Origin of the sequence: Streptomyces sp. 351MFTsu5.1 (genome assembly GCF_000383655.1) — a bacterium.
GTDB classification, from domain to species: domain Bacteria; phylum Actinomycetota; class Actinomycetes; order Streptomycetales; family Streptomycetaceae; genus Streptomyces; species Streptomyces griseorubiginosus.
Map to the genome: position 1 here is coordinate 262,260 of NZ_KB911776.1, position 20,271 is coordinate 282,530.

General features: G+C 69.2%; 18 protein-coding genes, 2 tRNA genes and 1 pseudogene. 14 read left to right on the plus strand and 7 right to left on the minus strand.

What is annotated here, in order from left to right; translation table 11 throughout:
- The first annotated feature begins 13 nt into the window (after nt 1-13).
- The 3 genes from gyrA (at nt 14) to H295_RS0104615 (ending at nt 3,687) form a co-directional block, all read left to right on the plus strand.
- A complete protein-coding gene (gene gyrA, locus H295_RS0104605) occupies nt 14-2,611 on the plus strand; it encodes a DNA gyrase subunit A (protein ID WP_020134165.1) in 2,598 nt (865 codons plus the stop codon).
- 18 nt (nt 2,612-2,629) lie between these two features.
- A complete protein-coding gene (locus tag H295_RS45220; protein ID WP_078616560.1) occupies nt 2,630-3,487 on the plus strand; it encodes a DUF3566 domain-containing protein in 858 nt (285 codons plus the stop codon).
- Between the two features lie 123 nt (nt 3,488-3,610).
- A tRNA-Ile gene (locus H295_RS0104615) sits at nt 3,611-3,687 on the plus strand.
- Nucleotides 3,688-3,771: 84 nt separating this feature from the next.
- Here the strand turns inward: H295_RS0104615 and H295_RS0104620 are convergent.
- Nucleotides 3,772-4,098 carry a DUF6344 domain-containing protein gene (locus H295_RS0104620; RefSeq protein ID WP_020134167.1) on the minus strand — a complete coding sequence of 109 codons (327 nt, stop codon included), beginning with the start codon at nt 4,096-4,098 and terminating at the stop codon, nt 3,772-3,774.
- 338 nt (nt 4,099-4,436) lie between these two features.
- Here H295_RS0104620 and H295_RS45225 point away from each other — a divergent pair, with 338 nt between their 5' ends.
- A complete protein-coding gene (locus tag H295_RS45225) occupies nt 4,437-4,565 on the plus strand; it encodes a DLW-39 family protein (RefSeq protein WP_003999697.1) in 129 nt (42 codons plus the stop codon).
- A gap of 268 nt (nt 4,566-4,833) precedes the next feature.
- The gene (locus tag H295_RS0104630; RefSeq protein ID WP_028809043.1) at nt 4,834-6,198 is read left to right on the plus strand and encodes a hypothetical protein; all 1,365 of its coding nucleotides are present in this window, start codon (nt 4,834-4,836) and stop codon (nt 6,196-6,198) included.
- Between the two features lie 1,468 nt (nt 6,199-7,666).
- Here the strand turns inward: H295_RS0104630 and H295_RS48705 are convergent.
- Nucleotides 7,667-8,564 (minus strand): annotated as a pseudogene (locus tag H295_RS48705) (serine/threonine-protein kinase); the annotation flags it as partial.
- Nucleotides 8,565-8,801: 237 nt separating this feature from the next.
- Nucleotides 8,802-9,350, minus strand: coding sequence for a helix-turn-helix domain-containing protein (locus tag H295_RS0104640; protein ID WP_020119478.1), 549 nt, complete (start codon nt 9,348-9,350; stop codon nt 8,802-8,804).
- A gap of 183 nt (nt 9,351-9,533) precedes the next feature.
- On the opposite strand from H295_RS0104640, the gene H295_RS0104645 reads away from it, so the two are divergent.
- A tRNA-Ala gene (locus tag H295_RS0104645) sits at nt 9,534-9,606 on the plus strand.
- A 65-nt stretch (nt 9,607-9,671) separates the two neighbouring features.
- Here H295_RS0104645 and H295_RS0104650 read toward each other — a convergent pair.
- Both H295_RS0104650 and H295_RS0104655 read right to left on the minus strand, forming a co-directional pair.
- The gene (locus tag H295_RS0104650; RefSeq protein ID WP_020134170.1) at nt 9,672-10,658 is read right to left on the minus strand and encodes a glycoside hydrolase family 26 protein; all 987 of its coding nucleotides are present in this window, start codon (nt 10,656-10,658) and stop codon (nt 9,672-9,674) included.
- Between the two features lie 222 nt (nt 10,659-10,880).
- The gene (locus H295_RS0104655) at nt 10,881-11,582 is read right to left on the minus strand and encodes a DUF5324 family protein (protein ID WP_020134171.1); all 702 of its coding nucleotides are present in this window, start codon (nt 11,580-11,582) and stop codon (nt 10,881-10,883) included.
- Between the two features lie 242 nt (nt 11,583-11,824).
- Between H295_RS0104655 and H295_RS0104660 the strand changes: the two genes are divergently transcribed.
- A complete protein-coding gene (locus H295_RS0104660; RefSeq protein WP_020134172.1) occupies nt 11,825-12,352 on the plus strand; it encodes a peptidylprolyl isomerase in 528 nt (175 codons plus the stop codon).
- Nucleotides 12,353-12,456: 104 nt separating this feature from the next.
- Nucleotides 12,457-13,341 carry a rhomboid family intramembrane serine protease gene (locus H295_RS0104665; protein ID WP_020134173.1) on the plus strand — a complete coding sequence of 295 codons (885 nt, stop codon included), beginning with the start codon at nt 12,457-12,459 and terminating at the stop codon, nt 13,339-13,341.
- Nucleotides 13,342-13,583: 242 nt separating this feature from the next.
- On the opposite strand, the gene crgA is transcribed toward H295_RS0104665, so the two are convergent.
- Nucleotides 13,584-13,838: a cell division protein CrgA gene (crgA, locus tag H295_RS0104670; protein ID WP_007383302.1), complete on the minus strand. Its 255-nt coding sequence runs from the start codon at nt 13,836-13,838 to the stop codon at nt 13,584-13,586.
- A 140-nt stretch (nt 13,839-13,978) separates the two neighbouring features.
- Here crgA and H295_RS0104675 point away from each other — a divergent pair, with 140 nt between their 5' ends.
- From H295_RS0104675 to H295_RS0104700, 6 genes are read left to right on the plus strand one after another with little or no spacing between them, the layout of a single operon-like run.
- Nucleotides 13,979-14,758 (plus strand): DUF881 domain-containing protein, encoded by a 780-nt coding sequence (locus H295_RS0104675; RefSeq protein WP_078616562.1) that lies wholly within the window; start codon nt 13,979-13,981, stop codon nt 14,756-14,758.
- Nucleotides 14,759-14,775: 17 nt separating this feature from the next.
- Nucleotides 14,776-15,465, plus strand: a complete 690-nt coding sequence (locus H295_RS0104680; RefSeq protein ID WP_020134175.1) for a class E sortase — start codon at nt 14,776-14,778, stop codon at nt 15,463-15,465.
- A 52-nt stretch (nt 15,466-15,517) separates the two neighbouring features.
- Nucleotides 15,518-15,679, plus strand: a complete 162-nt coding sequence (locus H295_RS45230; protein WP_019324742.1) for a hypothetical protein — start codon at nt 15,518-15,520, stop codon at nt 15,677-15,679.
- On the plus strand, nt 15,676-16,314 hold the full coding sequence (locus tag H295_RS0104690; RefSeq protein WP_020134176.1) for an aminodeoxychorismate/anthranilate synthase component II: 639 nt from the start codon (nt 15,676-15,678) through the stop codon (nt 16,312-16,314). Before H295_RS45230 ends, H295_RS0104690 begins: the two co-directional genes overlap by 4 nt.
- A complete protein-coding gene (locus H295_RS0104695) occupies nt 16,311-17,336 on the plus strand; it encodes a class E sortase (RefSeq protein WP_028809045.1) in 1,026 nt (341 codons plus the stop codon). Before H295_RS0104690 ends, H295_RS0104695 begins: the two co-directional genes overlap by 4 nt.
- 13 nt (nt 17,337-17,349) lie before the next feature.
- Nucleotides 17,350-18,090 (plus strand): class E sortase, encoded by a 741-nt coding sequence (locus tag H295_RS0104700; protein WP_028809046.1) that lies wholly within the window; start codon nt 17,350-17,352, stop codon nt 18,088-18,090.
- Nucleotides 18,091-18,156: 66 nt separating this feature from the next.
- Here H295_RS0104700 and pknB read toward each other — a convergent pair whose 3' ends face one another.
- Nucleotides 18,157-20,154, minus strand: coding sequence for a Stk1 family PASTA domain-containing Ser/Thr kinase (gene pknB / locus H295_RS0104705; protein ID WP_020134179.1), 1,998 nt, complete (start codon nt 20,152-20,154; stop codon nt 18,157-18,159).
- Nucleotides 20,155-20,271: the final 117 nt, after the last annotated feature.

Here is a 20,271-nt window from a genome sequence, read left to right on the forward strand (position 1 = left end):
ATCTTCACCCGCAATGGCCGACGAGAACACTCCTGTCACCTCTGAAGAGGGCGGCGTCATCGCTCAGCGTGTCGAGCCCGTCGGGCTCGAGACGGAGATGCAGCGTTCGTACCTCGACTACGCGATGTCCGTCATCGTGTCCCGCGCGCTGCCCGACGTCCGGGACGGACTCAAGCCCGTCCACCGCCGCGTCCTGTACGCCATGTACGACGGCGGCTACCGCCCCGAGCGCGGCTTCTACAAGTGCGCGCGCGTGGTCGGCGACGTCATGGGCAACTACCACCCGCACGGCGACTCCTCGATCTACGACGCCCTGGTGCGCCTCGCCCAGCCGTGGTCGATGCGGATGCCGCTGGTGGACTCCAACGGCAACTTCGGCTCCCCGGGCAACGACCCGGCGGCCGCCATGCGGTACACCGAGTGCAAGATGGCGCCGCTGTCCATGGAGATGGTCCGGGACATCGACGAGGAGACCGTCGACTTCACGGACAACTACGACGGCCGCTCCCAGGAGCCGACCGTCCTGCCGGCCCGCTTCCCGAACCTGCTGATCAACGGCTCCGCCGGTATCGCGGTCGGCATGGCCACCAACATCCCGCCGCACAACCTGCGCGAGGTCGCGGCCGGCGCCCAGTGGTACCTGGAGAACCCCGAGGCCTCCCACGAGGAGCTCCTCGACGCCCTCATGGAGCGCATCAAGGGCCCCGACTTCCCGACCGGCGCCCTGGTGGTCGGCCGCAAGGGCATCGAGGAGGCGTACCGCACCGGCCGTGGCTCGATCACCATGCGCGCGGTCGTCGAGGTCGAGGAGATCCAGAACCGCCAGTGCCTGGTGGTCACGGAACTGCCGTACCAGACCAACCCCGACAACCTCGCGCAGAAGATCGCCGACCTGGTGAAGGACGGCAAGGTCGGCGGCATCGCGGACGTCCGTGACGAGACGTCGTCGCGCACGGGCCAGCGGCTCGTGATCGTGCTCAAGCGCGACGCGGTCGCCAAGGTGGTCCTCAACAACCTCTACAAGCACACGGACCTCCAGTCGAACTTCGGCGCCAACATGCTGGCGCTCGTCGACGGCGTGCCGAGGACCCTCTCCCTGGACGCGTTCATCCGGCACTGGGTGGCGCACCAGATCGAGGTCATCGTCCGCCGTACGCGCTTCAGGCTGCGCAAGGCCGAGGAGCGGGCGCACATCCTGCGCGGCCTCCTGAAGGCCCTGGACGCCATCGACGAGGTCATCGCGCTGATCCGGGCCAGCGACACGGTCGACATCGCGCGCACCGGCCTGATGGACCTCCTCCAGATCGACGAGATCCAGGCCAACGCCATCCTCGAGATGCAGCTGCGCCGCCTCGCCGCCCTGGAGCGCCAGAAGATCATCCAGGAACACGACGAACTCCAGGCGAAGATCACCGAGTACAACGAGATCCTGGCCTCGCCGGTCCGCCAGCGCGGCATCGTGAGCGCCGAACTCGCCGCGATCGTCGAGAAGTACGGCGACGACCGCAAGACCATGCTGGTGCCCTACGACGGCGACATGTCCATCGAGGACCTCATCGCCGAGGAGGACATCGTCGTCACGGTCACGCGCGGCGGGTACGTCAAGCGCACCAAGACCGTCGACTACCGCGCCCAGAAGCGCGGCGGCAAGGGCGTGCGCGGCACGAAGCTCAAGGAAGACGACATCGTCGACCACTTCTTCGTGTCCACCACCCACCACTGGCTGCTGTTCTTCACCAACAAGGGCCGTGTGTACCGGGCGAAGGCGTACGAGCTGCCGGACGCCGGCCGGGACGCGCGCGGACAGCACGTCGCCAACCTGCTGGCCTTCCAGCCGGACGAGGCGATCGCCGAGATCCTCGCGATCCGCGACTACGACGCGGCGCCCTACCTGGTGCTCGCCACCAAGGCGGGTCTGGTCAAGAAGACGTCACTGAAGGATTACGACTCTCCGCGTTCCGGTGGCGTCATCGCCATCAACCTGCGGGAGCGCGAGGACGGTTCGGACGATGAACTGATCGGCGCCGAACTGGTCTCGGCCGACAGCGATCTGCTTCTGATCAGCAAGAAAGCCCAGTCGATCAGGTTCACGGCCTCGGACGACACCCTGCGTCCCATGGGCCGCGCGACCTCGGGTGTGAAGGGCATGAGCTTCCGCGAGGGCGACGAGCTGCTCTCGATGAATGTTGTTCGACCCGGTACGTTCGTGTTCACTGCTACGGACGGCGGGTACGCGAAGCGCACCCCTGTCGACGAGTACCGCGTCCAGGGTCGCGGCGGCCTCGGCATCAAGGCCGCCAAGATCGTGGAGGACCGCGGATCGCTCGTCGGAGCGCTGGTGGTCGAGGAGACCGACGAGATCCTCGCCATCACGCTGTCCGGCGGTGTGATTCGTACGCGAGTCAGCGGAGTCAGGGAGACGGGCCGTGACACCATGGGCGTCCAACTGATCAATCTGGGCAAGCGCGATGCCGTCGTCGGCATCGCTCGTAACGCCGAGGCGGGACGCGAGGCGGAGGAGGTCGACGGCGATGTGGCCGACGACGAGACCGCCGAGGGTGCCGCCGAGACCATCGGCACGGACGAGGGTGAGTCGCCCTCGGCCGAGTAGCACGAGGAGAGAGTCATCGTGAGCGGAGCCACGGGCGCCGGATCGACCGGAACCTCTACGGGGTCCACCCCCGGCACGGAGGCCGACGGCGGCGGCCGTGGCTCCGCCGCGCGTGCGGCGGACGCACGGGGCCCGGAGGCGCGCGGAGCAGACACGCGCGGCACCACCCCGCATCCGACAGAACCGCACACCGCGGACACGCACACGACTCAGCTCAAGGCGATCAAGCCGGCCTCGACCCCGCCGCGCTCGCCCGAGACTCATGGATCCCAGGGGGGACCTGTGACGGACACCCAGCCGCCGGCCCGGCCGACGGCGCCCGCCGCACCGCCCCAGGCGGCGGCCCAGCCGCAGCCCGCGGCTCAGGCTTCGCCTTCTCCGCTGCCGGGGGAACGGCAGCCGCAGCAGCAGTCCGGTCCGTATCACCCGCCGCAGGCCTACCCGACACAGGCCGCCCCGGCCGGTGCCGTACGGCGCCCGCGGACCGGGGCGCGCACCGTGCCCCGTACACGCAAAGCACGTCTGCGGGTGGCCAAGGCCGACCCGTGGTCCGTCATGAAAGTCAGCTTCCTGCTCTCCATCGCACTCGGCATCTGCACGATCGTCGCGGCCGCCGTGCTGTGGATGGTCATGGACGCGATGGGCGTCTTCTCGACGGTCGGCGGGACGATCTCCGAGGCGACCGGCTCGAACGAGTCGAACGGCTTCGACCTCCAGGCATTTCTCTCCCTGCCGAACGTCCTGATGTTCACGTCGATCATCGCGGTCATCGACGTCGTCCTCGCGACGGCTCTCGCGACCCTCGGCGCGTTCATCTACAACCTCTCCGCGGGCTTCGTCGGCGGCGTCGAGCTGACGCTGGCCGAAGACGAGTGACCCGGCTTCCTACCTGGCTTCAATTCCGTGGGGGCGGTCCTGAAGGAACCGATTTTGGGACTGCCCACGTCGTGCGCTAATCTTCAGGAGTCAGCGCGCGGGACACACCCCGCAAAGCGCGGCGGGGCTATAGCTCAGTTGGTTAGAGCGCATCCCTGATAAGGATGAGGCCACAGGTTCAAATCCTGTTAGCCCCACCAGACTCGAAGACCTTCAGCCGGATCCGGTTGGGGGTCTTCGGCGTTTGTGGGTGCACTCCGGTACGGCGCGGTACGGGCGTGGTCTCAGACACAGTCGGCTGGTTCGGCGGCCGGGTCCGCCGTGGTCTCCGTGTCCGCGGGGGAGCGGTGGCGGCAGCTGGGGGTCTTGCCGTGGGCCTCGGCGCGGATGCGCTGCTTCATCGTGGGTGGCAGGGCCTTGGCGTAGGACCAGAGTGCGTTCCCTTGGGCTGCCGCCAGGGGCTCCGGGTGCGTCACCGCGCTGTTGCGGGCCGGCTGGGTCTGCGGTACGGCCGCGGCTGCGGTCGTCGTGATGAGTCCGAGCGCCGTGAACAGCGCGAGGACGGCGGTGATGACGGCGGTCCACAGGTTCATGACCTTGTTCTGGGCCATGGTCCCTCACTTTCGGGCTGAGGCGATTTGCGTACTTTCCTCATGATGTGTATGGGCGCCGCGAAAGCACGGACCGGAGCCTGTGGCGCGTCGATCTTCAGATGAACACCACACGGATGGGTGCAAGTAGGTCGAAAAAGAGGAGAATCGACATTAAGGGGCCGAAGTGACCCTGCGTGGAGATGTGATCACCCTCTGATCGGAGGTGCCTGCTCCGCTTGTACTGGGCTGGCCCGGGCGGCAGTTGAGGCCCCGACGCAGGTCACCGATCGGTATCGGTCGGTGTGTATAGTCGGGCGCCAGAGGTCCCCTACGTCAACGAAAGACGAGGTCGCGCGGTGAAGAAGCTTCTCCTGGTCGCACTGGCCGCCATCGGCGGGCTCCTCGTGTACCGCCAGATCCAGGCGGATCGCGCCGAGCAGGATCTGTGGACGGAGGCGACTGACTCCGTGCCCACGGGTTCGTGAGTACCGAGATTCGATTCTGAGCAGACCCCGGCCGTGTTGCGGTCGGGGTTTTGTGTTGTCCGGAGCCGGTCGCAGGGGGGTTTCGGACGGCCGTACGGATTGCGGGGGTGGGCGGCGGCGCTGCGGGGCAGGATGGGCCACGGTCGGTGCGTGGATCGCTGCGTGGATGGTTGCGCGGCTCGGTCGGTGCGTGGGTCGCTCGGCCGTCGTACGGGCGGTCCCGGCCGGTCGTTGGGGCTCGGGCGCGGGTACGGAGGGGTGGCGCGGCATGGGGCGGCGTACGGCGTGGTGGCGGGTGGCCGTGGTGGGAGCGGTGCTGGGTGCCGTGGCCGGAGTACCCGGGGCTCCGGTCCATGCGGCCTCCCCCTCCCCCTCCTCTTCTCCTTCCTCCTCCGCTACGGCCCCCTCGTATGTCTTCGCTGCGGGCGCGCCGTCGGTGGCGGGCACGGTGAGCACCGGCGACGCCGAACTCCTCGAACCCGGCACCACGTACCGGAGTTCGCTCCCGAGCGAGGGCAAGGTCTACTACCGCCTCGACCTCGACAGCACCTCCAGCGTGTACGTCGCCGCCACCGCCGTACCCGCGGCGGACACCCCGGTCACCGCCACGGAAGGCGTCAGGGTGACCGTGCAGGACACCGACGGCCGATTCTGCTCCGCGCCGGACACCGCCACCATCGGCGCAGGCCGCAGCCCACGTCCCCTCACCGCATGGGGCGCGCGGACGCTCCCGTCGAAGCGCTCGCTGTGCCGGGGCGCCGGGACGTACTACGTCGCCGTCGAGCGGGTCCTGCGCACCGAGTCCGTGCCGGGCGACTGGGACCTGGAACTGGCGCCGGTACGGGAACCGAAGTTGCGGCAGACCGGTTCGGCCGGCGAGGCGCCCGAGTCCTGGGACTCCGCCACGCCCTCCCCTCCCGGCGGCGGGGCCGTGTCGGTGCGGGGCGGCGGGGGGTTCGGCTCGGCCACCGCGCTGGAGCAAGGGGTCTGGCGGGACGACGTACGGCCCGGACAGACGCTCTTCTACGAGGTGCCGGTCGGCTGGGGCCAGCAGGTGTACGCCACGGCCGAGATCAGCAGCGCGGAGGCGGGCGCCGGCGGGGTGAGCGGGAAGGGCCTGGTGCCGGGGGCCGTGAACCTGGCGCTGTACAACCCCGTGCGCGGCCTCGTCGACGACACCAGCATCAGTTACAGCGGCAGCCAGCGGTCCGGTGCGCTCCCCGCCGTCCCGCCGGTGGGGTACGACAACCGGTACGCCGTCTCCGGGCGGGTGAGCGGGATGCGGTTCGCCGGGGCCTACTACCTCGTGGTGCATCTCGCCGCACGGGTGGGCGAGGAGTTCGGCGACGGGCCGCTCGGGCTGACGCTGCGCGTACGGGTGAAGGGGGAGCCGGAGGACGGGCCGGGCTATGCGGGGGAGTCCGAGCCGGCGGGGCTGTTCCAGGCCGGTCCCGGCTCCTCGTCGGGGGATGACGCCGCTCCGGGCGACGGGGGTGGCGGTGTGAGCGGGAGCGGACACGGGAGCGTCGGCATGAAGGTGGCCGCCTTCGGGGGGATCGGGGCGGGGACCTTGGTGTTGGGGGTTCTCGGGGTGTGGGTTGTGGTGGGGCGGCGGAGGGCTGCCGGGGTGTAGGCGGGGACGCTGAGGGGGGCTCACTCAGGTGGGGCGGCCTGCTCGGGACACGTTCTCTTCGTGGCGTGCGAGCCATCTCTTCGTGGCGTGCCTGGTTCTCAGATCTGGGCCAGGGCCCAGAAACCCACGGCGTAGCAGGCCAGGGCCAGGAGCAGCAGCGGGATCGCCACCTTTGCGGGTGGGCCGCTTCGGCGTGCGCGGGTCATGGCCCTGGCGGGAGGCGGAACCTGCGGGGTCTGAGCGGTGTACGAAGCAGTGGAGGCGTCAGCGGGGGGCTGGTGCTGGGGGAGACGTGGGGGGTGAGGGGAGGGCAGGACGTGAGTGGGGGGTGTCGGGTCATGGGGGGAGACGTAGGCGGGGTGGGGCTGAGGGAAGCTGCCGGGCCCCGACATCGAGGGGGGCGTCGTGGGGGCGGGAGGGGTGGGGTGCGTGGGCCAGTAGGCCCCGGAGTGTGCGCCGGGGTCGGCTTGCCCGGGCGGAGTCCAAGGGTTCGCTTCTCCGGGCCCAGGCTCCGGTGTCGCTGCCCCGGAGTGGGCTTGCGGGTCTGCTGTACCGGGCCAGGACGGGTCGCTTCTCTCAGCGGGTCGAGATGCCGGCCCGCCCATCTCACCGGGGTGGGAGGAGGTCTGCCGGTTTCCTCCGCCGGGCCACGAGGAGGCGTCGTTCCCGGCTCCGCGCGGCTGCGGGGAGCCGCCGCTGCCCTCCCCGAACCAGGAGGACGCCCCATTCGACTCACCGGACAGGGGGCCCGCCCCGTTGGACTCGCCGGGCAGGGAGCCCGCCCCGCTCCACTGGCCGGGCCAGGGAGTTGCTCCCTCCGCAGCTCCGGGGTCAGCGCCGGCCGTGTGACCCGGCCAGGAAGGGCCCCCCGCTTCCCCCGCTCCCCCTTCTCCTCCACCGGCGCCGAAAGCCTCCCCGCCTTCGCGAACGCCCCCGGAAGACACTCCGTCCTGCTCACCGCCCCCGCGATGAGCCCCTCCACCCGGCCCCGCCCAGTTCTCGGACGGCACCCCGGCCCCAGCTCCGCTTCCGGACCAGGCCCAGCCCTCGTGCGGCCCACCGTTCCCGATCACCGCCCCGCCCTCGGACGCCGACCGGTCCTCGGACGAGGACGGTCCCCCGCTCCTGGGCACGCCCTCGTCCCCGGAGGACCCCTCGCCTCCGTAAGGCCCCGCAGCCGCCGACCAGTTCTCCGACGACCCCCCACTGCCGTAGGGCGGCCCGTCCCCTTCGGACCCCCCACTGCCGTAGGGCGGCCCACCCCCGATCAACTCCCCACTCCCGTAAGGCAGCCCGCCCCCGACCGCCCCCCGGCGGCCGCCCTCGCCGACCACCCGGAACCCCGTCCCTCCCCCGGACCCAGCTCCCGACCCGAACCCGGACCCCGACCTGAACCCGGACCCGGACCCCGACCCAGACCCAGCTCCCGACCCCGACCCGGCCCCCCCGATCCCCGCCCTGCGCGGGTCCACCCCCGGTGCCTGCTTGAGGGGGCCCTCGGGGGCGAAACCAGTTGGCAGGGGGCCGAGTTGGTCGAAGATCTCGATGGGGTCGTCCTCGGGGCCGGGCTCCGGGAGGAGCTCCCGGGCGGCGGCGAGGGCCTTGCGTGCCCCCGTGGCGGTGCGGAAGCGAGCCTGAGGGTCCGGTTGGAGGAGGGAGGCCACGACCTGCCAGAGCGGTTCGGGCACGCTCTGGGGCGCGCTCGGAGTGCCGTGTGAGGCGAAGTACTGGATGAGTGCCTTGGCGTCGGGCTTGGCGCCCTCCAGGAGGTACAGCGCGACCAGGCCCACCGCGAACAGGTCGGCGGGGAAGTCCGGTTCGGCGCCCAGCATCTGCTCGGGGGCGAGATAACCGGGCGTGCCCACGACCAGGTTGGTCTCGGTCAGCCGCGGCTCGCCCAGCCGCATCGCGATGCCGAAGTCGGACAGCCGCAGCCGGGGCCGCCCGGTACCGGTCGCCTCCAGCAGGATGTTGGCCGGCTTGATGTCCCGGTGGACCACGCCCTCGGCATGCACCGCGGCCAGCCCCGCGAGGAGCTGGTCGAGCAGTGTGCAGACGAACACCGGCGGCAGCGGGCCGTAGTCCCCGATCAGATGGACCAGGGAGCCGCCGGAGACCAGGTCCATGGTGAACAGCACCTTGTCGTCGTCCGCGGCCCAGCTGGCCGGCGCGAGGACATGGGGGTGATCGATCCGCAGCGCCTGCTCGCGGACGAAGCGCAGCAGGGAGTGCGCGTCGCTCTGGAGCAGAACCTTCGCGGCCACATAGCGGCGGCGCCGGTGGTCCCAGGCACGCCAGACGGCGCCCACACCGCCGCGTCCGATCGGATCGGCCAGTTCGTACCGGCCCGCGAACACCTCACCCATGACTGCGCGTCGCTCCTCCCCCTGCGGCTGTCCCCCTTGCCTGCCCCTCGATGAGTGAATCGACCCCTCGTGGCCTCCCCAATGAGAGATACGGCCCCGTGTTCCTCGTCTCCCCGGCGGCCGACACACCCCCGTGTGTCACCCCCGGTGAGGAGCGCGACCCCCTCGCGCCCCCCGTCACACCAGTACGGCCACCCGCCCGGCTGCCGAACCCCCTTCGGCGGCCGGGCGGACGGCTCAGTTCTGGTGGGACTGGTAGTGCGTGACGGCGTCCGAGGTACGGCCGGCACCGTAGACCCGGAGGAACTCTGCCAGCTCCGGGTGGGTCGGGGCGAGAGTGTCGGCCGCATCGATGATGTCTCCGGCGGCGGCGACCGAGCGCAGCAGCGACTGGATCTCACGGACCACCCGCTTGACCGTCGGCGCACCCGAACTGCTGGTCGTGGTCGTGGTGTTGCTGAGCACCGAGCCCCCCTGCGACTTCTTGATCTCGTCCATCCGCTCGGTCGCCTCGGCTGCGCTCACGCTGCCGTCGGCGACCTGTCCCGCCAGGTCCTGGAGCAACTGCACCCGCTGGACCACGGCGGGATTCCCGATCTTCGCCCGCTGACCGCTCATCAGCTGGGACAGCATCGGCGCGGACAGCCCCAGCACCCCCGCGAGACGAGCCTGGTTGAGGCCCAAGTCCTCTATGAGCTTGCGGAACAGCGCCCCCAGCGGCTCCCCGTACCAGTTCCGCTGAAGCTCCCGCGCTCTCGCGGTCGCTTCCTGCTGTGCGGCGTCCATGTGCGTCTCCCCATCGCTTCCCCAAAAAACCGCGGTTCGCGACAGCGAACCACGCCGAGCATCTTACGGAGAGTGGTCGTTCGCGGGGACCCCCAATCTTTTTGCGGAATACCGGGGATGACCCGGTACTCTGGTCTGCGGCGCCCACCGGCAGCGGTACATCCGGCGGACGTCCCTCTTCCCGGGGCCTTAGCTCAGTTGGTAGAGCGCTGTCTTTGCATGGCAGATGTCAGGGGTTCGACTCCCCTAGGCTCCACTCCTCGAAAACCCCTCCGACCTGCGGAAACGCGGGCGGAGGGGTTTTCTGTGCGCGCGGGCCCGCTACGACCTCCCCGCGCCCATCAGCGCGCGGTACACCGCCGTCGACCTCGGATGGGAACGGCAGGACCACACGCCGTGCGGGCAGTAGTCGCTGATCGACTGGTAGAGGGGGCGCTGCTCCGCGAACCACGTGAGCATGCCGCGCAGGTACGCCGGGTTGTCCCCGTTCTCGAAGAGCCCCCACTCCTGATACGAGAACGGCTTTCCGTGAGCGCGAGCGAAACGGACATGCGCTCGCAAACCGTACGGCTCGTCCAGCTGGCCGGAGAAATCCAGGCCCCGCGGGGCGTCGTAGGCGTCCATGCCGACGATGTCCACGACCTCGTCGCCCGGGTAGCAGCGTGGCCACGGAATCGCGTCACGGCCCCGGGTCGGTGTGAACTCGAAACGGAAGCGCTGACCGGGCACCGCACGCATCACCCGCACGATCCGCGCCCAGTACGACCTCCACGCCGCCGGGTCCGGGCCACAGCGATGCGTGTACGTCGTGCCGTTCATCTCCCAGCCCAGCACGACCACCGTGTCCGGGACGCCCAGGGCCATCAGCCGGCCGGCCAGGACACGGAAATGCGCGTCGTACCCGCCACTCGCCCCGCGCCGGAGCTCGGACGCGACCGTGCCGTCGGGAAGATGGGCCTCGCTGCGCTCCAGCATCGGCACGTTCAGGACGAAGATCCGCCGCGGATCGGCCCGCCGCCATGCCGCCCAGGACTCCAGATATCCCGGAGCGCCCTCGATGTTGCTCCAGCGGTCACCCGGCAGATACACATGCCCCACCCGGGGCGGGGGCCCGCCCAGCCAGGCGCCGAGCGCCATCAGCCGTGCCGTGTCCGAGGGCTCGTAACCGACATACGCGCCGTACGCCGAGGCGGCGGCGGGCTCAGGGGCCGGGGCGCGCTCGGTGCACGCAGACACCAGAAGCAAGAGGACGGCGGCCAGGGCGAGCAGCCCGCGACGCGCGGACCTCGGCACTGCGGCGGACTTCATGAGGAGGGCGGTCCATCCGGTCGGGAGACCGCCACGAGACGGTCGCAGGGCATGACCCCGCGACTGTGACGCACCCCGGCACCGCCGGAGCCGCCCCGCCGCTCCCGCCACCCCGTCGGGTGAACATGAGGGTGGGGCGGAGAACTCCCCGCCCCACCCCTGATACACGCCGCCGGAACGGCGTCAGCGCCCTTCCTCGTCCTCAGCGCCCTGGGCCGTGGCTCAGCGCCCCTCGTCCTTCTTCGCCGCGTCCTCCTCGGCCTCCTTCGCCTGGACCTCCGGGTCCAGAACCGACTGGCCCGTGCCGTCGACCGACGTCAGCCGGCCCGACTCGGGCACCTCGGTGGCAGCGGGGGGCTCGACCAGCCAGTCAGGATTGGCCTGCTTGTCCCACCACTTCCACGCGGCGAAAGCACCTCCCGCCACCAGGCCCGCAACCGCGAGCGCCTTGGCGAGCCGGCCGGCGCGAGCCCGCCGCTCGTGCTTGCGGACCAGCTTGCGGACCTCCTTGGGCGAGACCTGGCCACGCAGAGCGGCAAGCGCCGCCGCACTCCGTGCCGTGGCCTCACCGGCGACCGGAACGGCCACCGCGACGGCCTGCTCGATCTTCGGACGGGAATAGTCGGCGGCCTGACGAGCCGCCTTGCGCGTACGAACGGCAGCCTCGTGGGCCGCCTGGTCGACCTTCGGTGGAACATGCGTGCGGGCCTGCTCCAGACGTGGCGCGACGTGGGCGCCGTACTGGACACGAGCCTGCTCGGCGGCCTGGGAGACCTTCGGCGCGAGCCGTACACGCGCCTCGGTCGCATACTGCGAAGCCTTGTCCTTGGCCGTGTCGGCGTAGGGCGCCACCACTTCCGCGGCGTGCAGCACGCTGTCCTTCGCCGAGCCGGTCGCGGCGCGCACGCTGTCGATGCGGGTCACGGGATCCTCCTCCTCGGTGGCGTACGGTAATTCGACTTTCCACCCTTTTACGGATCATGCCTGTCGGAACCCAGCCCGGCACCTGAGGGCGGGCATCCGGATCAATAGCGGATGAATACGTGGCAACAGGAGCTTGTCGACGACAATGCCACGGATCGCCGCCCAGCGCCCCCGCCCGGACCCTGCTCGACCGGATCCGTGCGAGGATCGGTCGGGCACAGGAAGACAACGGAAGGCAGATCGTGGCCGAGCAGCTCTACGCCACCCTCAAGACGAACCACGGCGACATCGAAGTCCGGCTCCTGCCGAACCACGCCCCGAAGACCGTCAAGAACTTCGTCGAACTCGCCCAGGGCGAGCGCGAGTGGACGCACCCCGGTACCGGCGAGAAGTCCACCAAGAAGCTGTACGACGGCACGATCTTCCACCGTGTCATCAGCGGCTTCATGATTCAGGGCGGCGACCCCCTCGGCACCGGCATCGGCGGCCCCGGTTACGAGTTCGAGGACGAGTTCCACCCCGACCTCGGCTTCAACAAGCCCTACCTCCTCGCCATGGCCAACGCCGGCCCCGGTACCAACGGCTCGCAGTTCTTCATCACCGTCTCCCCGACGGCCTGGCTGAACCGCAAGCACACGATCTTCGGCGAGGTCACCGACCCCGCCAGCCAGAAGGTCGTCGACGCCATCGCCGCCGTCAAGACCAGCCGCCCCAACGACCGGCCGGTCGACGACGTCGTCATCGAATCGGTCGTCGTCGAAACCCGCTGAGTCATCGGAGTACCCCCGCGCAGGGAACCAAACGCCCCGCTCAACCGTAAGGACGAGCGGGGCGGCGCACGCGCCACGACCACACAGGGCGACGAGGGGATGCCATGAACCAGGAGGCGGACAGCACACCGCAGGCCCACAGCCTGCCCGGCTGCTACCGGCACCCGGACCGCGAGACCGGCATCCGCTGCACCCGCTGCGAACGCCCCATCTGCCCCGAGTGCATGGTCAGCGCCTCCGTCGGCTTCCAGTGCCCCGAGTGCGTACGCGACGGCGGCGGCAGCGGACCCGCCCCGGCCGCCGCCAGACCCCGCACCATCGCGGGCGGCAGCGTCACCGCCGACCCGCGGCTGTTCACCAAGATCCTCATCGGGATCAACCTCGCGGTCTTCATCGCCATCCAGGCCAACGCGTCCCTCGCGGCCGACCTCAGCCTCGTCGGCGCCTATCCGCCGCCGCCCTTCCCGCTCCACGTGGGCGTCGCCGACGGGCAGTACTACCGCCTGGTCACCTCGATGTTCGCGCACCAGCAGATCTGGCACATCGGCTTCAACATGCTCAGCCTGTGGTGGCTCGGCGGCCCCCTCGAAGCCGCCCTCGGCCGCGCCCGGTACCTCGCCGTCTACTTCGTCTCAGGGCTCGCGGGCAGCGGGCTCGCCTATCTGCTGGCCGGCCCGGCCACCCAGACCCTCGGTGCCTCCGGAGCCATCTTCGGCCTCTTCGGCGCGACCGCCGTCCTGATGCGCAAGCTCAACTACGACCTGCGGCCGATCATCGCGCTCCTGGTGATCAACCTGATCTTCACCTTCGGCTGGAGCAGCATCTCCTGGCAGGCCCACATCGGCGGCCTCGTCGCCGGGCTCGTCACGGGCTACGGCATGGTCCACGCCCCGCGCGAGCGGCGGGCGCTGGTGCAGTACGGCACCTGCGCGGTGGTCCTGCTGGTCGTCGTGGTCATGGTCCTGGTGAGGACCGCGCAGCTGACCTGAGCTGCACGTTGTCCACAGCGAGTGGCGGATCTTGTGCATACAGTGCGGGAACAGCTGTGCCCCCTGTCGCTGACCCGTGTTTCCGCAGGTCAGGCAGGGGGCGAAGTGGCTCGCCGGGGCTGGTGTGATGGTCGCACCGGCGTCAACACTCGATGAGTTATCCACAGATCGTAGTCTTTTCCCCAGGCCCTGTGGATACTGCTCCAGTCTGTGGATAACTCAGCGGATACCCGTGGGCAGAGCTACTTCCACTGGGTGGAGACGGCGAATCCGGCCGCGATGAAGCCGAAGCCCACGACGATGTTCCAGTTGTCCAGGGCGTCGATGGGCAGCGAGCCGTCGGTCACATAGAAGACGACGATCCAGGCAAGCCCGATGAGGAACATGGCCAGCATCACGGGGGCGACCCAGGCGCGGCTGTTCAGCTTGATGGCGGTCGCCTGCTTCGCCGGCGGCGGCGTGTAGTCGGCCTTCTTGCGGATACGTGACTTCGGCACGAGGGTCTCTCCTGTCGATGCGCTGCGTGGCCGCGCAGGTAACTGGTCGGGCTCCGGGCAGCGTACAAGGGGACTCTTAGCGCTCCCCCGGGCGTCCGTTAGCGTAGTGCTTCCGCGGCGCCGAAGGAGATAAGGGTACGTTGAGCAATTCTGCCGACTCCCCCCAGTCCGGATCCAGTCCTGTCCGCAGGCGGGGTTTCCGGCCGGTGAGAGTGCTCACGGTGGCCGTCTTCGCTCTCGCGGGGCTGATCTTCTTCACGAGCTTCAACACGGCCAAGGGCACCGACATCCGCACGGACGCCTCCCTGCTGAAGCTGTCGGACCTGATCCAGGAGCGCAGTCACAAGAACGGCCTGCTGGACGAGGCCAACGGCTCGCTGCGCCGGGACGTGGAGTCGCTGGCGGAGCGGGACGACGGCAGCACGAAGGCCGAGGACGAGAAGCTGGCGGCTCTGGAGCACAGGGCGGGTACGCAGCGGATCAAGGGCAAGGCGGTCACGGTCACCCTCGACGACGCCCCGCCGAACGCCACCGCGAAGCTGCCGGGCTATCCCGAGCCGCAGCCCGACTATCTGGTCATCCACCAGCAGGACCTTCAGGCCGTGGTCAACGCGCTGTGGAAGGGGGGTGCCCAGGGGATCAAGGTCATGGATCAGCGGCTGATCTCGACGAGTGCGGTGCGCTGCGTCGGCAACACGCTGATCCTCCAGGGCCGGGTGTACTCGCCGCCGTACAAGATCCAGGCGGTGGGTGATCCGGGGAAGCTGAAGCAGGCGCTCGCGGATTCGAAGGCGATCCAGAACTACATGGTCTACGTCAATGTCTACGGCCTGGGCTGGAAGGTCGAGGACGACGGCACGGTGACTCTTCCCGGCTATTCGGGCACAGTGGACCTGCAGTACGCCAAGCCAGTGGAGTAAGTGCCGGGGGGCTGTCGGTGCGAGTCTTCGTCAGGGCCGTCAGCGAGTTGTGCATCACTGTCGGTGCCCTGATCGTGTTGTTTGTCGCCTACGTGCTGTTCTGGACCGGTGTGAAGGCCGACACCGTGATGGATCGCCAGATCGACCAGTTGCAGAGTCAGTGGTCCCAGGGGAGTGTGCGGCAGCCGCAGGCGGCGGCGGGTGCGTCCGCTGCTCCGGCCGAGCCGGCGCCGTACCGCAAGGGCCGGCCTTTCGCGATCATGTACATTCCGCGGCTTGGTTTCACGTGGAACAAGCCCGTGCTCGAGGGCACCGAGGTCGGCACCCTGAAGAAGGGGCTGGGGCATTACGCGAACACCGCGCGGCTGGGGCAGGAGGGCAACTTCTCGGTTGCCGGGCACCGGCGGACGTACGGGGATCCGTTCAAGGACTTCCCGAGGTTGCGGCGTGGGGACGCGGTCGTGCTGACGGACGGGACGACCTGGTTCACGTATCGGATCGACAAAGGGCCTTACAAAACAGTTCCCACTGACATTGAGGTGATCGATCCTGTGCCACGTACTTCCGGGTACACGCGGCCCGGCCGCTATCTCACGCTGACCACGTGCGATCCGGAGTGGGGACACAGTCACCGGCTGATCGTCTGGGCACATCTGGACTCCACACAGCCTGTGGAGGACGGCAAGCCTGCTGCCCTGCGCCGTTAGTCTGGTGCGGTACGGCGTGAGTGTGGTGCCGTGGTGCGACGGAAGGGACGGCATGTACGGCTGGATCTGGCGGCATCTGCCGGGGAACGCATGGGTGAAGGCGCTGCTCTCACTCGTGCTGGTCGTTGCTGTGGTCTATGTCCTGTTCCAGTACGTCTTTCCGTGGGCCGAACCGCTGCTGCCCTTCAACGATGTGACGGTGGACAACCAGTGAGCGCGCGCATTCTCGTCGTCGACAACTACGACAGCTTTGTCTTCAACCTGGTCCAGTACCTGTACCAGCTGGGCGCCGAGTGCGAGGTGCTGCGCAACGACGAGGTGTCGACGGCGCACGCCCAGGACGGGTTCGACGGAGTGCTGCTGTCGCCGGGGCCCGGGACGCCGGAGGAGGCGGGCGTGTGTGTGGACATGGTCCGCCACTGCGCCTCGACGGGGGTGCCGGTGTTCGGTGTGTGTCTGGGCATGCAGTCGATGCAGGTGGCCTACGGCGGGGTCGTGAACCGTGCGCCCGAGCTGCTGCACGGCAAGACGTCTCTGGTCGAGCACGAGGGGCGGGGGGTCTTCGCGGGCCTTCCGACGCCGTTCACGGCAACCAGGTACCACTCGCTGGCGGCGGAGCCGACGACGGTTCCGGCCGAGCTGGAGGTCACCGCGCGGACGCAGGACGGGATCGTCATGGGGCTGCGGCACCGTGAACTGGCGGTCGAGGGCGTGCAGTTCCACCCGGAGTCGGTGCTGACCGAGCACGGGCACCTGATGCTGGCCAACTGGCTGGTGGAGTGCGGGGATCAGGGCGCGGTGGCGAGGTCGGCGGGGCTCGCCCCGGTGGTGGGCAGGGCCACGGCGTGACGGCGCTGCGCCCCGAGCGCGAGGACTTGTACGGCGACGCGTCGTACGCGTCCTACGGCGGTGATGCTTACGGGGGTGATCCCTCGCCGTATGTGCCGCCGGCTGATGACGAGACGGTGGCGTTGCGGATACCGGATCCGCCGCCTCCCATATCCGCTTCTGAGGCCTCTTCCGTCACATCCGCCACTGGATCCCCACAGGGCGGCCGTGCGGCCCGCAGAAAGGCCGCCAAGGGCCGTCGTGGGCGTCATGGTGGGGCCGCTGCCGCCGAGGTGCAGCCGGAGCAGGAGCCTTCGGACGGAAGACCCCTCTCGCGGGTGGAGGCCCGTCGGCAGGCGAAGGCGCGCAAACCGGGCGCGGCGGTCGTCGCGAGCCGGGCGATCGGCGAGGTGTTCATCACCACCGGTGTGCTGATGCTGCTGTTCGTCAGCTACCAGTTGTGGTGGACCAACGTGCGGGCGCACGCGGCGGCGGACCGGGAGGCGAGCAGCCTCCAGAACGACTGGGCGAGCGGGAAGGGTGCCCCGGGCACGTTCGAGCCGGGTCAGGGTTTTGCCCTCCTGCACATTCCCAAGCTGGACGTGGTCGTGCCGATCGCGGAGGGCGTCAGCAACAAGAAGGTGCTCGACAAGGGCATGGTCGGGCATTACGGCGAGGGTGCCCTGAAGACGGCGATGCCGGACGCCAAGACCGGCAACTTCGCGCTCGCCGGGCATCGCAACACGCATGGTGAGCCCTTCCGTTACATCAACAGGCTCAGTCCGGGTGACGCGATCATCGTCGAGACGCAGGACGAGTACTACGTCTACAAGATGACGTCGACGCTGCCGGTGACGGCGCCGAGCAACACGAGCGTGATCGATCCCGTCCCGAAGGGTTCCGGCTTCACCGGGCCCGGCCGGTACATCACCCTCACCACGTGCACGCCGGAGTTCACCAGCAAGTACCGGTTGATCGTCTGGGGCAAGATGGTCGAGGAACGGCCGCGCAGCAAGGGCAAGCCGAATGCGCTCGTCCAGTAAGGGCAGATGACTAGTGGCAGCGACCACGGAGCAGCAAGAGCAGCACACCGGCCCGTCCGCGCCGCGCCGTCGTGGCACCGGGCGGATCGCCATGGCGGTGAGCGTCTTCGGTGAACTCCTCATCACGGCGGGCCTGGTGCTGGGTCTGTTCGTCGTCTACTCGCTGTGGTGGACGAACGTCGTCGCCGACCGGCAGGCCGACAAGCAGGCCGACAAGGTGCGCGACAGCTGGATGGAGGGCCGGGACACGGGTCCGGGCGCGCTGGACACCAAGAACGGCATCGGGTTCCTGCATGTCCCCGCGATGAGGAACGGCGAGGTCCTGGTCGAGAAGGGCACGTCGACCAAGATCCTCAACGACGGTGTGGCCGGCTACTACACCGACCCGGTGAAGGCCACGCTTCCCACCAGCGACAAGACCGGCAACTTCTCCCTCGCCGCGCACCGGGACGGTCACGGGGCGAAGTTCCACAACATCGACAAGCTCAAAGAGGGCGATCCGATCGTCTTCGAGACCAAGGACGAGTGGTACGTCTACAAGGTCTACGCCATCCTCTCGGAGACCTCGAAGTACAACGTCGACGTCCTCGGCCAGATCCCCAAGGAGTCCGGCAAGAAGAAGGCCGGCCACTACATCACCCTGACGACGTGCACGCCGGTGTACACGTCGCGGTACCGGTACGTGGTGTGGGGGGAACTGGTGCGGACGGAGAAGGTGGACAGCGAGCGGACGCTGCCGAAGGAACTGCGGTAACCACTGAACGCAAGAGCCCCGGCCCCCACTGAGGGGGCCGGGGCTCTTCCGTTCCTTGCCCTACGGCTAGCCGTTGCCGCCTCCGAAAAAGCCTCCGCCGCCGTTGTTGCCGCCGTTGTTGCCGCCTCCGGCGCTCACGGTGGCCAGGACGATCTGGGTGCTTCCCGGGTCGTTGACCTCGGTGCCGCCGCCCGGGTTCTGCTGGACGACGAAGGCGTTGTCGCTCTGGTCGCTGCCGTTCGCGAACTGGATGTTGTTGAAGCCGGCGTTCTTGAGGGTCTGCTTGGCCTGACCGACCGTCTGGCCGACGACCTGCGGGACCTCGGTCTTCTCCGCCGGCTTGCCGATCTGGATGTTGACCGACGAGTTCTTGTCGACCTGGGTGCCGGCCTGCGGCGAGGTCGCGATGACCTTGCCGATCTGGTTGGTGTCCTCGGTCTCGACCTCGGTGCAGTTGCCGACGAGGTTGTTCGCCTGCATCTGGGCCTTGGCGTCGTCACAGGAGCGGCCTGTCACGTCCGGGACCGTGGACTTCTCCTCGGCCTTGGCGATGGTCAGGGTGATGGTGGAGCCCTTCTCCACCTCCGCGCCGAGTTTCGGGTCCTGAGCCAGGACGGTGCCCGGTTTCTCGGCGGACTCCTCCTGCTTGGTCTTGACGACGAACCCGTACTTGTCGCCTTCCAGCGTCTCCGTGGCCTTGTCGACGTCCTGGCCCAGGACGCTGGGGACGGCCACCTTCGGGGCCCCGGTGGACACCACGATGTCGACGGCGGTGTTCTTGTCGACCTTGGTGCCGGCCGTCGGGTTCTGCTCGCAGATGTTGCCCTTGGCCGCGTCCTCACAGGCCTTCTGCGTGACTTGGCCGACCTTCAGGTCGATGTTGGTCAGCTGTCTGGTGGCGTCGGCCTGCGACTGGTTGACGATGTTGGGCACGTCCACCTGGTCGTTGCCTGCGCCCCCGCCACCGCTGAAGATCCACTTGCCGATCAGGATCGCGCCGACGAGCACCAGGATGCCCGCCACCACCAGCAGGATCGTCGAGGTGTTCGACTTCTTCTGGCGGCGCCGGTCGGGGCGGTCGTCGTAGCCGAAGCCGCCGTCGTCCGGGCTCATCGGCGGCAGCATGGTGGTGGCGCCCGCGTCGGAGCGCAGGGCCGTGGTTGCCTGGTCGTCGGGGTAGCCGCCGTAGCCCACCGAGCCCATGGCCGCGGTGGCCGCGACCGGCTGGCCGTCGAGGCAGGCCTCGATGTCGAGGCGCATCTCGTCGGCGGACTGGTAGCGGTAGTTGGGGTCCTTGACGAGGGCCCGCAGCACGATCGCGTCCATCTCGGGCGTGATCTCGGGGTCGAAGACCGACGGCGGCTGGGCCTCCTCGCGTACGTGCTGGTACGCGACGGCCACCGGGGAGTCGCCCACGAAGGGCGGCCGTACCGTCAGCAGTTCGTAGAGGAGACAGCCGGTGGAGTAGAGGTCGGAGCGTGCGTCGACCTGTTCGCCCTTGGCCTGCTCCGGGGAGAGGTACTGGGCGGTGCCGATCACCGCGGAGGTCTGGGTCATGGTCATGCCGGAGTCGCCCATGGCGCGGGCGATGCCGAAGTCCATGACCTTGACCTGGCCGTTGCGCGTGAGCATGACGTTGGCCGGCTTGATGTCCCGGTGCACGATGCCGCTGCGGTGGGAGTACTCCAGTGCCTGGAGGATCCCGATCGTCATCTCCAGGGAGCGCTCCGGCAGCAGTTTGCGGCCGGAGTGCAGCAGTTCGCGGAGCGTGGAGCCGTCGACGTACTCCATGACGATGTACGGGATCGAGACCCCGTCGATGTAGTCCTCGCCCGTGTCGTAGACCGCCACGATCGCGGGATGGTTGAGCGAGGCGGCCGACTGGGCCTCCCGGCGGAACCGGGCCTGGAAGGACGGGTCGCGCGCGAGGTCCGCGCGCAGCGTCTTCACCGCCACCGTGCGGCCGAGGCGCGTGTCCATGGCGAGGTAGACCTCCGCCATGCCACCACGGCCGAGCACCTGGCCCAGCTCGTACCGGCCGCCGAGGCGACGCGGCTCTTCCATAGCTTCCTACCAGCCCTCTCCGTCGGTCCCGACCGGCACGTGTGTGCCGTCGGAGGCTGCACTCCGGGCCTACCGTACCCGGCTTGCTTTGTGTGACCTGGCCAAGTGCGTCACCCG